Here is a 14,996-nt window from a genome sequence, read left to right on the forward strand (position 1 = left end):
GCTGATCAGTAAAAAGGCGGGCCGCCTCCGTCATATCGGCGCTATGCTGGGGCAGAGCGCGCTTTTTCTTGTGACATCAAGCTCCGCTATTGTTGTTCTCTTTATTTTCTACTTTATCATTAGGGATGCCATTCCTTTCTTTCAGCTCGAAGGCATCAAAGAGTTCTTTACCAGCGCACGGTGGTATCCCTCGGCCTCGCCCGGTGAATACGGCACTCTGGCCATATTTATAGGGAGCGGGCTTGTGACTTTGGGAGCTATCGCGCTGGCCATGCCTATGGGGATCGCCGCCGCTGTCTGCCTCAGTGATATCCTGCCATTCAGTATCCGGCAAACCATCAAACCGATCATTGAGGTGTTGGCCGCGATCCCATCCGTGGCCTTTGGTTTTTTCGCCCTCGTCGTTTTCGCCCCTTTGCTTCAAGAGAGCGGGGGGCGAATCCTGGCTGTCATAACCTGGCTTCTGGGACTTCCTGCCGGCGGCCTGCTTGTTATTGTTCTTGCCGATTTGATCACCGGCCGGATCCGGGAAGATCGTCGAAATGGGGCTCGCGCCGTCCTCTTTGTCTGTTTCGGCGGCGCCGTCATCGGTTTGTTGACCCTGATTTCGAGCCGATTGAACGATGTCGAAATCAGCAGTGGGACCAATGCGCTGAATGTTTCAATTATTCTAGGCATCATGGCCATGCCGACGATTGTCAGCGTATCCGAAGACGCCCTTCAGGCCGTTGGGCGCGAATTGCGCGAGGGATCGTATGCTCTTGGGGCCACCCGGGCAGAGACGATTCTCAAGGTTGTCATCCCCGCCGCCGGCAGCGGTATTATCGCGGCGGTCATTCTTGGGATTATGCGGGTTATCGGAGAGACGATGGTTGTCTGGATGGCGTCGGGAAACGCCGCGCAGATTCCCGAGCCCTGGTATAACATTTTGGAGCCGGTTCGAACCCTGACCGCCACGATTGCCGGCGATATGGGTGAAGCAGATCAAGTGATGGGCTCCGCCCGCTATCATGTCCTTTTTGCGATGGCCTTTATCCTCCTCGCCTTCTCATTTCTCAGCAATCTGGCCAGTGAGTGGATTGTTTTGCGTTCGCGAAGAAAAGTAGGTGGTTGATTGTGCGAATAGGCACGAGAAAATTGATCGACCGTTCCTTTTCAGGTCTGGGTTTCTTCTCTGTCGCCCTGATGGGATTGGCGGTACTGGTGATTCTGGCGCCTATTATCACCCGGGGTCTGGGCGCCTTTGTTTTCAAGGGAACGGTCGAGTTCCGCCGGATGCAGTTAGAGAATTTTGAACGGGGCCATCGGGAGGCGATTGAGAAAGAGATCCTGCAGGCGGCCGCCGCGCGCAAGCCTGTTTATGCCATGATTGAGACTTTTAAATCTGAAATAGATTCAATGAAGATCAATGAGAAATTGAGATACCGCAAACAGCTGAAGGAAGTCGAGGGTGATATCGCGGTCTTGCTCGGTCCCAAACCGGGTGACCCCCGGCGTGTTCTTCCACGGCAGCAGTACGGCCAGACCCGCTGGGACAGGGCTCAGGTCAAGCTCCGTCAGGTTATCTTTCGCACGGAATACGATTACTCCGACACGGCCAGTATGGGGACTGAAGTCTTCGTGCCGCGCGCGAATGACTTTGCGGGGACGGCTTTGGCCGGCCTCTTTCCATATCTCGAAGAACACATTGAGGAAATGCTGGCGCCCCGGATCACATTCTATCCGCGGTTTCTATCCGATATATCGATCGATTCACATTTATTTGGCGGGATCCGCGCCGAGGTTTTGGGAACTCTCTTTTTGGCCATCGGCGCCATGTTCTTTGCCCTGCCGATGGGCGTTCTGTCCGCCGTTTATCTTGTCGAGTATTCCCGGGAAGGTCGAATTATCAGCCTATTGCGGACCTGCGTCAGCACCTTGGCCGGCGTTCCCAGCATTGTCTTCGCCCTGTTCGGTCTCGCCTTCTTTATCAATACAATGAAGGTCACCGAGAGCAAATCGGTTCTCGCCGGATCGTTGACCTTGGCCTGTTTGATACTACCAACGGTCATCAGGGCTTCCGAGGAGGCCCTTCGCGCTGTTCCGAACACATACCGCGAGGCTTCTATGAGTCTTGGAGCGGGGAAATGGCGCACAATCGTCACCGTGGTTCTGCCGGCCGCCATACCTGGAATCCTCACTGGAACCGTCATCAGTTTGGGACGCGCCGCTGGTGAGACGGCGCCGATCATCTTTACCGCGGCGGTCAGTGTAGGGGAACCGCTGAACCTATTCAAAGCAAAGTTCTGGGAGGTTTTGTCTCAGCCGACGCCGGCGCTCCCCTGGAATATTTATAATCTTTGCACAGAGCATGAAGCCGTTGACGAAATCCGGCATGTACAATATGGAATGGTTCTTACATTGGTTCTCCTGGTGCTGGTTTTGAACACGACCGCGATTATTATGCGGGCACGGATATCAAGAAAACTGAAAGGGTAAGCTGGATGGAAGCGACAAAATTCAAACTCGCCGTGCCTGAACAAAAGAAGGACTTTTTCAAAGATGCTCCGGAGAAATTCCCCCAAATCCGGGCTGAGAATTTTTCAGTTTTTTACGGCTCCAATGAGGCTGTCAAAAAAGTAACCCTCAATATCGCCCAGGGTCTTGTCACGGCGATTATCGGACCGAGTGGATGCGGCAAGAGCACTTTTTTGAGAGCCATCAACCGTATGAATGATCTCATCCCACATTGCCGGCCCGCCGGGGACTTGCATTTTATGGATGATAATATCTACGGGTCACAAATTGATGTCACCTCATTAAGGCAACATGTTGGGATGGTTTTTCAGAAGCCGAATCCATTTCCCAAATCGATTTATGACAATGTCGCCTATGGGCCGAGAATTCTCGGGATCAGGAAGAAAGGCAAGCTCCTCGACATTGTGGAGCAGAGTCTTTCACGAGCGGCTTTGTGGGATGAAATCAAGGATCGTTTGGCGGAAAACGCCCTCGGCTTATCGGGGGGGCAGCAACAACGGTTATGTATTGCACGGGCGCTTGCCATGAATCCGGATGTTCTTCTCATGGATGAACCAACCTCGGCTTTGGATCCGAAATCTACAGGGCGCATTGAGGATTTGATTGGAGAGCTTCGCGGAGAGTATACTATTGTCATTGTGACACATAATATGCAACAAGCCGCCCGGGTCTCTGATTTTACGGCCTTCCTATATGAAGGATGGCTGATTGAATATGGATTGACCCGGCAGCTTTTCACTAAACCCGAAAAGAAACAGACGGAAGATTACATCACCGGCCGGTTTGGATAAGTTGTTTGGATAAGGGGATCATGCGATGCCGATGCATTTGCAGAATGAAATTGAACGTCTGAAAAAAATGATTTTGGCTTTGAGCGCTGTTGTTGAGAGCAATGTCCGCAAGGCCGTGAATTCAATGGAAAAGGCCGACCGGGAGGCCGCCCAAGAAGTTATCGCGGCGGATTCAGAAATCGACCGGATGGAGGTTGATGTCGAAGAGGAATGCCTCAAAGCTCTGGCCCTCTACCAGCCCGTGGCTGTTGATCTTAGATTCGTTATTGCTGTTTTGAAAATTAATAATGATTTGGAGCGTATCGGCGATCTCGGTGTCAATATTGCGAAACGGGCGACCTATATCTGCAATTATCCGACAATCCGCGCTCCTTTTGAATTCGGGGAGCTCTGTCGTAAGACAATAGATATGTTGCGATACAGCTTGGACGGACTCATGCGGATGGATCTTGAGCGGGCCCGGACGGTTCTTGCCATTGATGATGAAGTCGATGCGATTAACCGGCAGGCCTATGCAAAAGTATTCGCGGCCATGCATGAAAATCCTGACAATGCGGAGGTTCTCTTCAGCTATCTCTCCGCCAGCCGGCATCTTGAAAGAATCGCCGATTATGCCACGAATATTGCAGAGGATGTCATTTATCTCATCAATGGGAAAATCGTCCGCCATACCGAGATATCCGCCGCCTGGGCTGCCGAAGGGCCGGAAGATAGGCGCTGAATTCGCTGGAACGCGCGCAGGTTAATTCTGATATACGTTGTCTCCGCACCGAAACGCAGTATCCTTACCTGGAATCTCCGTGAACGGCGGCCCCTTCGTTTCGAAAACCGGTGTTTCCGCCATTATGGGGTGTGACAAGGGGTCCAGATCTTATATGGGGAACAGGCGCATGCGAATCCGAACCAGCATTTGGATTGAGGATGAAGACGGCCAAGTTGTCTACGGTTTGGGACGTCAACGAATTCTCGTCGCCATCCGCGAGACGGGATCGATTAAAGCGGCGGCCGCGGAATTGAATATGTCGTATCGCGGACTTTGGGCCCGCCTACGCCATTCAGAGCGGCGGTTGGGATTTTCTCTTGTCGATTCGAAGCCGGGCCGGGGCAAATCTGGTGGAACGACGCTAACTCCAGAGGCCAACGAACTCCTGGATCGCTATCAAAGGGTCCTCAATGAGGTTTATTCCGCTTCCGAAGCGGTCTTTACAAAATCCCTGAGTGGGCTCTTCCGAAAACATGAATCTGATAAACCTGGATCACAACGCCACGACGCCTCTGCTTCCTGAAGTTCGGAAGTTGATGACGGAGGCAATGGAGCAGCTGCCTGGGAACCCATCCAGCCTTCACAGGGAGGGCCGGCGTGCCCTGGAAGCCATTGAAAAAGCCCGGGGGTCGGTCGCCCGGCTCATCGGCGCTTCGGCCGAGGAGATCGTCTTTACCTCCGGTGGAACAGAAGCCAATGCGCTCGCATTGATGGGGACCCTCTTCCGAACCGGCAAAGCGCTGATGATCTCGGCCATAGAACATCCCTCGGTGATGGAGACCGCGGCCCATCTCGCGAGATTGGGACATGTTGTTCAGCACGTTTCGCCGGATAACGAGGGGCGTGTCTCCATCGAGGCCGTCAAGGAAGGTTTGAGTGAGGACGTCGGCCTTGTCAGCCTGCAACTGGCGAATAATGAGACGGGAGTCCTGCAGCCGGTCGGTGATTTGCGGTACCGGATTGGTGGAAATGACCTCATCATTCACACGGACGCCGTTCAGGCCGCCGGGAAAATACCCGTCAGCGTCAGGGATCTCAATGTGCAACTCATGACCCTTTCGGCGCACAAAATGGGCGGTCCCAAGGGCATCGGCGCCCTGTGGATCGATTCGGAATCGACGCCCTTGCCGATACTGCACGGAGGTCTACAGGAGCGGGGCTTGCGGGCCGGGACCCAAAATGTGATCGGCATCGCCGGATTCGGCGCCGCCGCCGAGCTGGCCATGAAAAGGCTCTCCCAGCCCGACGCGAATCCATCGAGATTGAGAGACCGGTTGGAGACGGAGGTCCAAAGCCGTCTTTTGGGAACCGTAGTTATGGGGGGAGGAGCTGAAAGGGTTCCCAACACATCTTGTATCGCCTTTAGGAACCTCGAAGGCGCGGCCCTTGTACAACTTCTGGATCTCAAGGGGGTCGCCGCATCAACCGGCGCGGCCTGTGAAGCCCGATCGAACGACTATTCACATGTGCTCCGGGCCATGGCGGTTCCGGAATCACTGGCCAGAGGCGCGGTTCGCTTTTCACTGGGCCTTGATATAACCGAGAAGGAAATTACCGAGGCAATCGGGATCATCGTTGAAGCTGTTGAAGAACTGGAAGGGTACTCGTCTGCAGTTCGACGAATCATTCGATAATGCGCTCAGCTGCTGAGTAAATATTCATCCGCCGGCCTCTGGCGAATCCCACCAATGTTAAAAGAAAACGGCGGGCCAGTCTTACGGCCAGGTCGGTCGGAGCTCCTCGGGAGACGAGAACCGGCGTCCGTGCATGAATCGCTTTGGCGGTGATTTCAGAGGATAGTCTTCCGGAGGAAAAGAGAACGCACCGGCTGGGATCGATTCCCGATAGAAGAGCCATGCCGATGACTTTGTCGACAGCCGTATGCCGCCCGATATCCTCGGTCTTCATAAGAAGTCGGCCCTGCGCATCCGCAAGCGCCGCAATATGAGCGCCGCCGGTCTGCTGGAAAAGAGAGGCCTCTTCCTTCATGACATGCATAAAATTCGAGATAACCTCCCGCTGAATCCGAAAATCGGTATCGACCTTAAGGCAGGGGATCGGTTCCTCGAGATCCTGGCCGGTGACCCCGGAACCGCATCCTGAGGTCAGTGTTTTCTTCGCAAAGAAGTCCTGGATGGCGGTGTCATGAAAATCACCATGCGCGTCGATTCGGGCCGCCGCCTCATCGATGTCAAGGTCAACCGTATAGGGGGCGGAAAGGATGCCCTCATTGACCAGAAATCCAACAATGAAAGCCTTCAGATCACTGGGCAGGCAGACCAACGCAATGAGGTGTTTTCCATTAAGGTAAAGATCAAATCGCTCTTCACGTATCAGAAGATCTTCTACTCGCTCCTTTCGCTTCTCGGTCAGGCGCGTAATCCGGACAGAGCGCATAAGATGATGCACGGAAGAATGGTCTGTGTTCGCCGCCGATGGGTCGGGAGGGGTAGAGGACATCGGGATTCTTTTCCTCCAGTCTGTTGATCTTCAGGAGCCGGGGTTCCCGATCCAGAGTATGCCACGCGGGAGCTTGACCTGAAGAGTGAGTCAGGATTAGATTTGTGTCAACATTGGCATAGTTACATGATTCTGGTACTATGAATTCACGACGAGGTTAAGATGCTATTCCGCAAGCTGTTATTACTTACAACGCTTCTCATATACTGCGGCGTCTTGGTTGGGTGTGGGAAAGATTCGGCGTCTGAACGGCGTGTCCTATTGGCCACGACGACCTCCACGGCGCACAGCGGGCTCCTTGATCATTTGATCAATGCTTTCACCGAATCGACAGGAATCCGCGTCGACTTTGTCGCGGTGGGAACAGGCGCCGCACTGAAACTGGGAGAGAAAGGCGACGTCGATGTTGTTCTGGTCCACGCCGCTCCGGCTGAAAAGGAGTTCATCTCGGCCGGGTACGGGGAAAAGCGTATTCCTGTAATGTACAATGACTATGTTCTCCTCGGCCCGCCGGAGGATCCGGCCGGCATTTCAAAATGCAGTTCTTTTCAGGATGCGATGAGAAGCATCGCCGAGAAGAGGGCTCCATTTATCTCCCGGGGTGACAACTCGGGCACACACATGAAAGAGCGTGCCTGCTGGGATTTATTGGGCATCACGCCGTCCGGATCCTGGTATACCGAAGCGGGTCAGGGGATGGGGGGCTGCCTGTTGCTGGCCAGCGAAACAAAGGCCTATGTCCTTTCGGACCGGGGGACTTACCTTTCCCGCTTCGACGATTTGGCGATTCAAATCCTCTATGAGGGCGATCCTCTCCTTTATAACCCCTATACAATTATGATTGTTAAACGTAATTTGCGGCCGGATGGAAATTATGCTGAGGCAAAAACCTTTGCCGACTGGCTGGTCTCGGCGGCCGGGCAGGAGAGAATCGCGGCATTTCGAGCCAATGGGAAGCAATTATTCTACCCGGATGCAGAGGGAAAGTACGCTCAATGAATTTTCTTTTCAGCGGTGTCGGAGAGGCTTTGCAGAGGATCATTCAACTGGATGCCGACCTGTTGTCCGCCCTCGTCACAACCGTCAAGGTTTCCTTTGCATCAACAGCCATTGCTTCGATATTGTCGCTACCGCTTGGATTTTTATTGGCGCGGCACGAATTCCACGGCAAGCACCTTGTTCTGGCCACTTTAAAGACCGCACTCGCCTTTCCAACAGTCGTGGTGGCTCTATTTGTCTACGCCTTTCTCGCAAACCAAGGACCCTTGGGACGGCTGCATCTCCTCTTTACACCCGCCGCCATCATTATCGGGCAGGTTCTTTTGGTGGTCCCTCTTATCATCGCCCTGGTTCACAGTGTGCTCCAGAGCTGTATCGGGACGATCCACGAAGAAGCGCGACTCCTCGGGGCCTCCCCGGTGGACGCCTTTCTTAAGACGCTGGTGGAGGCCCGATTGGGAATACTCACCGCACTCATGACCGGTTTCGGCCGGGTCGCCTCGGAGATCGGCGTATCACTTATCCTGGGGGGCAACATCCGGGGTTATACACGGACGATGACCACCGCCATATCACTCGAGACGAATCAAGGGAATTTCCCACAGGCGGTGGCGCTCGGGATCCTGCTGCTCTTCATTGTTCTCCTCATTAATCTTGGAATTCAAATCGGGGGGAGGCAGCGTGGAACTGTATAACATACAAGGGCTTCGATTTCAGTACCCGGGACGGTTTCAATTGGATATTGATGAATTCTCTCTCGCGGCCGGAGAGAAACTCTCCTTTGTGGGCCGCAACGGATCCGGAAAAACGACCTTGTTGAGAATCCTCGCCTTTCTCGAAAGACCCGAATCCTGCACCCGGTTCAGTTATCAAGGCCGGGAATTGAATGGGAAGTCTCCTGATCGAAGCAGAATGGGGTTTCTCAAACAACAGCCTTGGATCTTTAACAATAGTGTGTCCGATAATCTATCCTACAGTCTCAAAGTCCGCCGGCTGAACCGTAAGGAGATCCATTCCAAGGTTGAAAAAATGGCGGAATGGATCGGTTTGTCTTCACATCTGAAGGAACCGGCACGGAGTTTATCCGGAGGAGAACAGAAGCGGCTGGCCCTTGGGCGGGTTCTGATTGCGAATCCCGAGATCATCCTGCTTGATGAGCCCATGGCGCATTTGGATGGGGGCTCGCAGGAGATTGTAGAAGAGCTTCTGCGGCGCTGCGAGGCCACGCTCCTTTTTACAACACATGATCTCAGATTGGCCATGAGCCTATCTGATCGAATCCTAACCCTCAAAGGCGGCCGCATATCGAAGGAGCTGCCGGCGAATATCCTCGTGGGGAGATGTGAGGGGAGCACTTTCATCAGCCGCGGTGGGCTGGAAATACCGATGCTGCGACCCGCTCCAGGACCCCATGTCGTGGCGGCAATCGATCCCCATGCGATTGTTATATCCCGGGAGCCGTTGCGATCCAGTATGCAGAACGGGTTTCCCGGCCGCATAGAATCAATCCATGCGGACGAGAATGTGGTTTGGCTAGAGATCGAGACGGGGGAGAAAATCACGGCCATCATCAGCCGCGCATCGTACGAGAAGATGGAGCTGAATCTTCACAGCAAGGTTTTTGTCTCATTCAAATCCACCGCCGTAAACTTTATGTGAGGTAAAATGACCACCTTTCGTGACGCCCTGCGCATTATTTTTGAGAACTCTGTTCAGGGTTTGAACCGGATTGAAAAGGATATAACGCAGACCGCGGGCTTTATCCTCGCGGAAGAGATTGAATCGGATATCGACATGCCGGACTTCAACCGCGCCATGATGGATGGCTATGCCTTCCGGAGAGCGGATGTCGTGGAAGGCGGGCGGCTCGTCATTGCCGGGACCATTGCCGCTGGAGATAGGGCGGGGTATCGATTGGCGCCGGGGGAGTGCGTTCGGATTATGACAGGAGCGCCCGTGCCGGATTCCGCCGATACCGTGATACCCTTCGAGCAAGCGTTCGAGGAGGGAGAGGATCGGGAGGCGGACGGCGCCTCGGTTCTCTTCCAGTCGATTCCATTCCTGGGGCAGCACATCTCACCCAAAGGCGAAGATCTCAGACGAGGGCAACAGGTTCTCCCGGAGGGGCATCTTCTGGGGGCGCAGGAGATCGCCATCCTGGCCGCCGTCGGCCGGCGGAGTGTCAAAATCTGGGCTCCGCCCGTGGTGGCATATATGGGCACCGGCAATGAGCTTGTGGAGCCGGGAGAACCTCTGCCTGCGGGGAAAATTCGGAACTCCAATGCCTATGCGATCGGCGCGCAGATCGCCGGGACCGGGGCCGTTCCCCAATATCTCGGTATTGCGTTGGATGATGAAGATGATCTTCAAAATAAGATCGGGCAGGGATTGGAGTCCGACTTCTTGCTGTTATCGGGGGGTGTTTCTCGCGGCCGCTATGATCTCGTGCCCGGCATCCTCTCTCATATGGGAGTCGAGATCTACTTTCGCCGCCTTCAGGTGCAGCCGGGTCACCCGACGCTCTTCGGGATGAAAGATCACACCGCGGTTTTTGGGCTTCCGGGGAATCCCATTGCAACCTTTTTTGCCTTCGAGCTCTATGTCGCACCCGTGCTCCGTCACTTTCAGCATCATCCCAAACCGGATTCCATCTGCTATCATGGAGTATTGACTGGTGCGGTTTCAAAGAAATCCGGCAAAACCCATCTCATCCCCTGTGTGAGCGAATGGAGATCGGGGGAGTTTTATATCACACCGATGCGGACCAATGGATCGGCGGATATCTTTTCCATTGCCGGAGCGGATGCCATCGGCATCATTCCACCGGATGCAGGTTCGCTGGAGGTCGGTGACAGGATTCCATTCTGCAGATTGGGACATCAATGAAAGACGCGCAGGGCCGACACATCGATTACCTTCGGATCTCCTTGACGGATCTTTGCAATTTCCGTTGCGTCTACTGCATGCCGGAGGGCGGGGTAGAGAAGCTTTCGCACGATCAGATCCTGCGCCGGGAAGAACTGATCGCGGTAACTCAGCTCATGGTTGAGCGGTTCGGAATTCGAAAGGTCCGGATCACCGGGGGCGAGCCCCTTATCCGCCGGGGGGTGATCGATTTCCTGCGCGAGATCCGCTGTATCCCTGATCTGGAAGATGTTGCGCTCACGACCAACGGTTATCTGCTCGAGGATCTGGCGGGTGATATCCATGATGTGGGTGTGACACGGCTCAATATCAGCCTTGATACACTGCGCCGTGACCGATTTCAACAAATCACGCGAACGGACGGCCTGCCCAAAGTCCTTCGCGGGATTGAGGCGGCGATCAAAGCTGGATTCCAGCCGATTAAGCTCAATGTTGTTGCTCTAAAGGAAACCCTGGATGAGGCGGCCGATTTTATCGCCTTCGGAATCGAGAAGAATATAGAGGTCCGCTTCATTGAACTCATGCCGTTTCGTTCGGAAATGAATGCCAGCTATATCTCTAATGATGAGGTTAAGAGGGCCATTGAAAAGAAGGTCTCATTGACGAAACTTGAGGACAATGAGGCCTCCCATGGTCCCGCTGTTCGCTACAGAGTCGGCGAGGGACAGGTTCCTTGCGGTTTTATTTCACCCGTGAGCCGCCCTTTTTGTACAAAGTGTAACCGGATTCGCCTGCGCGGCGATGGGAAACTCGTTCCGTGCCTCAAGGGATATACCAAATACGATCTCATGCCCTATATTCGCCCTATTTTCCGCGGGGATGACTTGGCGGTCGCCATCCGGGACCTTATGTCTAACGATTTAAAAGAGAAGTGCCCCGAGCATCAACTTCATCCCATGTCGCAGATAGGCGGTTAGACCCAGGATAATGGGGCAGCATGTCCTATAAAAATCCCCGCACCGGAACTTCCGATGCGGGGATTCTTTGATCCTGCGGTCAGATCTTAAAAGAGGATCTGAGCCTGCAACTGCACCCGATCGTTATCAACATCAGTGGTTTCTTCACCAATGTGAATGTAGTTGAGATAGAACATCGAGTTGATGCCTTCGAGATAATAGTTCACGCCACCGGTGATGGCGGTTACCTTATCATCATCCATATCGGTATTCGGGTCATAGGTTTCGAAACGGGCCAGGAACTCCCACTTCGGCATCGGCATGACCGAACCCTGGACGAACATCGCTTGGGATGTCGTCTCGTCGATGTTGTCAAAGGTGCCGTCGGTGGAGTACTCGCAGGTGCCGGTCACAAACTCGCCGCGGAACTTGAGGACCATGTCGTTGTCCATCTTGTAGTCCGCCACGGCGAAGCCGCCGAAAGAGTTCATTGAGTAGGTTTCTTCATCCGGGTTGGCTGCTACGTCGGTCGGCAAGGCGTTTCCGAGCCAGCCGAAACCGCCGATCCGAACCGTGGCCGCCTCGACAGGAACCTTGAAATCAGCCCGGAGAAGGAAGTCCTTCGCGTCGTTGTTGTCTGTAACGTTGTTGGGGATGTCTCCACCATTGAAGATACCGAGATTAAAATCGACATATTCGGTGGTGGTGGTGGACATGATACCTGTCTGCCGCCATTGCGCATACATCGTGGTCGTCCACGGATAGTTTATGAACTCCAACTTTCCGGTTGATTGAGGCTGGTACCAGGTGAAGTTAGGGACAAAGCGACCGATACAGATTTCGGTTTGTGGAATATAGAAAAAACGGGCTTTGTAATCGAGGACACCCGTGCCACCTTTCCCCTCGGTTTGGACGAAATACTTAACCTTCTCAGGTACAATGTCTCCCCAGAAGAGAAACCGTACCCGGTTCAACGTGAAAGAGTTGGATATCTTCATTACATCCTCATCTTCCATGTTGTAGGTAAAACCGGCCTGGAGAACACCCCCTACCTTCAGGGAGCCTTTCCCAACCTTGATTGCTTCCATCTCGGCAAAGGCGGGGCCCACGGCCAACAAGGAAAGCAGTATCCCACCCATAACCAAGCAGATGAGTTTTCTCATGTCCTATGTTCCTCCTCCGTTTTTGAAACTAAACGTCCCATCCCTCCCTCACGCCAACCCCACCAACCGATACCGACGGTTGGCAAAAGCGCATGGAGGAATTAGGGCTCAGCTTCAAAGCACGGTAGTAAGCTTGGCAGCCGACAAGGCGATGAAGCGGTTCAAACCCCTGTCCTGTCAGCGCACTCCATGCTCAGAAACCATCTGTCAACACCAGCCCAAGGATTCTACTTCTGACCGAGATCGACTCATTCAATCTCAACAGCCCTCTCACAGAGGAAATCCAACGTTTCCTCGGGCGCCCAGCCGCAACCAAAACCCACGGCTCAACTAACAGAGACGATAGGCAACCCCGGAGCCAAGTCAAGAATGAGGACTCCATTTTGCCCGGATCTGCCCGGCATCTCCAGGGAACTTGATTCCCCCGTGCTGTTTAGAGGAGTCGAATCCTCCGGACACGACTCGGGGCGGAGTATACAGAGGCGATTCAAGAAATCAAAATAAATCGACGGTGATTTAAGATTAGAATTACTAATAATTCTCATGGGTTCAGTGCCGGTATCCTATTATGGGGATTGTTGCTAGGCAGGATAGATCCCTGATCCCCAAGCATCGACGTTTGAAAAAAACGCCGATTCGTGGTAGAATAAGAGGGATGCCCTAAGCAAGTCAATTTCGTAACCATAAGGGGGATTTGCAGATGCAGCAGAGCGGAAAACAACAGAGGCAGGGGCCGCTATTCAGTCTTATAATCCTGTTCCTTGGAATAATATCCCTACTCGCGTCCCCTGCCATGGCCGGCGATGGCAGATATCAGCCAACAGATGAGGCCCATTCCCTGCCGATTTATATGACGGATGAGGAGCTGGGGCGAATCGATGAGATTGGCATTGGGCACCGTTCCACCGACCCGCCGCCTCAAACACCGCGCAACTGCGCTGAGTGGGAACCCCTGGAGGGAGTCCTCATCCGCTATCCCCTTGGACTGCCGTATGATCTGATCAGTGACTTCGCCGACCACTTTACCGTCTACTGCCTGGTTTCCTCGGGCTCCTACAGCTCCGCGGTCAGCAGTTTTACCGCCAACGGCGTCAATATGGCCAATGTCGAGTTTCTGATCATAAACACAGACTCCATTTGGACAAGGGATTATGGCCCATGGTTTGTTTTCGATGGAAATGGCGACCGGGCCGTCGTCGATCATATCTACAACCGGCCGCGCCCCAACGATGACGCGGTGAATTGGCAACTGGGTCCGATCTGGGGCATTGAAGTCTATGGTCACGATCTTCATCATACCGGCGGTAATTACATGACCGACGGCCATGGGATTTCATTCTCTACAGATCTGGTCTGGAATGAGAATACGGGTCTGTCACATAGCCAGATCGACGGCATTATGGAAGAGTATCTGGGGATTCACACCTACAACGTTGTGCCGGACGTCGCATCGACGGGCATCCATCATATAGATTGTTGGGCGAAATTACTGAACGAAGAGACGATCATGGTGAAGGAAGTTCCACCGACTCATGGCGATTATCCTGAGTGTGAAGCCAACGCGGCTTATCTCGCCACGTTGACGAACTGCTATGGCAGGCCCTACAACGTTGTTCGTATTTACTGCCCTACGTATAGCGGAAGTTCCGTCTGCGCCTATACCAACTCTCTCATCCTGGAAGACAGGGTCTATGTCCCGATGTTCGGCTCCCAGTATGACGACGATGCGATCGCGACCTATGAAGCGGCGATGCCGGGGTATACCGTCTTGGGGTACGACGGGAGTTGGTATTCAGATGACGCCATCCATTGCCGTGGGAAAGGGATCATGGATGACGGGATGCTCTATGTGGACCACAATCCGCTGCAGGAGCAAACCTATGGCGCGGGGGGGTACAATGTCGTCGCCCTCATCGATGACCGCAGCGAAACGGGGCTTGTCACCGGTGAACAGGTTGTCTACTGGCGTCTCCAAGGCGAGGGCGCCTGGACGACGGCGTCCCTGACGGCGATGGCGGCGCCCGATTCCTTCGAGACGACGATTCCGGAACAGCCGATCTATTCCGTCGTGGAATATTATATCTCCGCCGAAGACTACTCGGGACGGATCTCGACACGACCTTGGGTCGCCCCCGGCGGTTATTATACCTTTACGATTGAACCTTCCTCTGGAATTCCCGATGGGGCGCCGGTAATGGCCGTGACCCGGCTTGCGCCGAATCCCTTTCATCCGGAAACAAGCCTGCGATTCGATCTGAATCGAGCCGGATCGGTTACCCTGGGTGTCTACACCGCCGATGGGAGATTGGTGCGGAACCTTATCCATCGCGACATGCCGCTGGGTGAACACGTCATCAGCTGGGATGGAGCGACAGCCAATGGGCAGATGGCGCCCGCGGGGGTCTATTTCTTCCGGCTTCAGACAGAGGATCGGATGGAGACGGCTCGTGGTGTTTTGATCAAGTAAAAATCCAGTGTCATA

At 54.0% G+C, this 14,996-nt stretch carries 14 protein-coding genes; 12 read left to right on the plus strand and 2 right to left on the minus strand.

Annotation, left to right across the window (positions count from 1 at the left end; all coding sequences use genetic code 11):
• Positions 1-43 precede the first annotated feature (43 nt).
• The 6 genes from KJ970_20030 (at position 44) to KJ970_20055 (ending at position 5,705) form a co-directional block, all read left to right on the plus strand.
• Positions 44-1,114, plus strand: a complete 1,071-nt coding sequence (locus KJ970_20030; GenBank protein ID MBU2693212.1) for a phosphate ABC transporter permease subunit PstC — start codon at positions 44-46, stop codon at positions 1,112-1,114.
• Positions 1,115-1,116: 2 nt separating this feature from the next.
• The gene (pstA, locus tag KJ970_20035; protein ID MBU2693213.1) at positions 1,117-2,478 is read left to right on the plus strand and encodes a phosphate ABC transporter permease PstA; all 1,362 of its coding nucleotides are present in this window, start codon (positions 1,117-1,119) and stop codon (positions 2,476-2,478) included.
• A 5-nt stretch (positions 2,479-2,483) separates the two neighbouring features.
• Positions 2,484-3,308 carry a phosphate ABC transporter ATP-binding protein gene (gene pstB, locus KJ970_20040; GenBank protein MBU2693214.1) on the plus strand — a complete coding sequence of 275 codons (825 nt, stop codon included), beginning with the start codon at positions 2,484-2,486 and terminating at the stop codon, positions 3,306-3,308.
• Between the two features lie 25 nt (positions 3,309-3,333).
• Positions 3,334-4,029, plus strand: a complete 696-nt coding sequence (gene phoU / locus KJ970_20045; protein MBU2693215.1) for a phosphate signaling complex protein PhoU — start codon at positions 3,334-3,336, stop codon at positions 4,027-4,029.
• A gap of 169 nt (positions 4,030-4,198) precedes the next feature.
• Positions 4,199-4,594: a LysR family transcriptional regulator gene (locus KJ970_20050; protein ID MBU2693216.1), complete on the plus strand. Its 396-nt coding sequence runs from the start codon at positions 4,199-4,201 to the stop codon at positions 4,592-4,594.
• On the plus strand, positions 4,545-5,705 hold the full coding sequence (locus tag KJ970_20055) for a cysteine desulfurase (protein MBU2693217.1): 1,161 nt from the start codon (positions 4,545-4,547) through the stop codon (positions 5,703-5,705). The genes KJ970_20050 and KJ970_20055 overlap by 50 nt, the downstream gene beginning before the upstream one ends.
• On the opposite strand, the gene fdhD is transcribed toward KJ970_20055, so the two are convergent.
• Positions 5,695-6,468, minus strand: a complete 774-nt coding sequence (gene fdhD, locus KJ970_20060; protein ID MBU2693218.1) for a formate dehydrogenase accessory sulfurtransferase FdhD — start codon at positions 6,466-6,468, stop codon at positions 5,695-5,697. The genes KJ970_20055 and fdhD overlap by 11 nt on opposite strands.
• Before the next feature lie 225 nt (positions 6,469-6,693).
• Between fdhD and KJ970_20065 the strand changes: the two genes are divergently transcribed.
• Genes KJ970_20065 through moaA form a run of 5 tightly spaced genes read left to right on the plus strand, consistent with a single transcriptional unit; the run spans position 6,694 to position 11,372 of the window.
• Positions 6,694-7,530: a substrate-binding domain-containing protein gene (locus KJ970_20065; GenBank protein MBU2693219.1), complete on the plus strand. Its 837-nt coding sequence runs from the start codon at positions 6,694-6,696 to the stop codon at positions 7,528-7,530.
• A complete protein-coding gene (locus KJ970_20070) occupies positions 7,527-8,225 on the plus strand; it encodes an ABC transporter permease (GenBank protein MBU2693220.1) in 699 nt (232 codons plus the stop codon). The genes KJ970_20065 and KJ970_20070 overlap by 4 nt, the downstream gene beginning before the upstream one ends.
• Positions 8,212-9,189, plus strand: a complete 978-nt coding sequence (locus KJ970_20075) for an ABC transporter ATP-binding protein (protein ID MBU2693221.1) — start codon at positions 8,212-8,214, stop codon at positions 9,187-9,189. The genes KJ970_20070 and KJ970_20075 overlap by 14 nt, the downstream gene beginning before the upstream one ends.
• A gap of 6 nt (positions 9,190-9,195) precedes the next feature.
• The gene (locus KJ970_20080; GenBank protein MBU2693222.1) at positions 9,196-10,416 is read left to right on the plus strand and encodes a molybdopterin molybdotransferase MoeA; all 1,221 of its coding nucleotides are present in this window, start codon (positions 9,196-9,198) and stop codon (positions 10,414-10,416) included.
• A complete protein-coding gene (gene moaA / locus KJ970_20085; protein MBU2693223.1) occupies positions 10,413-11,372 on the plus strand; it encodes a GTP 3',8-cyclase MoaA in 960 nt (319 codons plus the stop codon). Before KJ970_20080 ends, moaA begins: the two co-directional genes overlap by 4 nt.
• A gap of 86 nt (positions 11,373-11,458) precedes the next feature.
• Here moaA and KJ970_20090 read toward each other — a convergent pair whose 3' ends face one another.
• Positions 11,459-12,514 carry an OprO/OprP family phosphate-selective porin gene (locus KJ970_20090; GenBank protein MBU2693224.1) on the minus strand — a complete coding sequence of 352 codons (1,056 nt, stop codon included), beginning with the start codon at positions 12,512-12,514 and terminating at the stop codon, positions 11,459-11,461.
• 700 nt (positions 12,515-13,214) lie between these two features.
• Here KJ970_20090 and KJ970_20095 point away from each other — a divergent pair.
• Positions 13,215-14,981 carry an agmatine deiminase family protein gene (locus tag KJ970_20095; GenBank protein MBU2693225.1) on the plus strand — a complete coding sequence of 589 codons (1,767 nt, stop codon included), beginning with the start codon at positions 13,215-13,217 and terminating at the stop codon, positions 14,979-14,981.
• The last annotated feature ends 15 nt before the right edge of the window (positions 14,982-14,996 follow it).

The organism is Candidatus Eisenbacteria bacterium (assembly GCA_018831195.1).
GTDB lineage: Bacteria > Eisenbacteria > RBG-16-71-46 > CAIMUX01 > JAHJDP01 > JAHJDP01.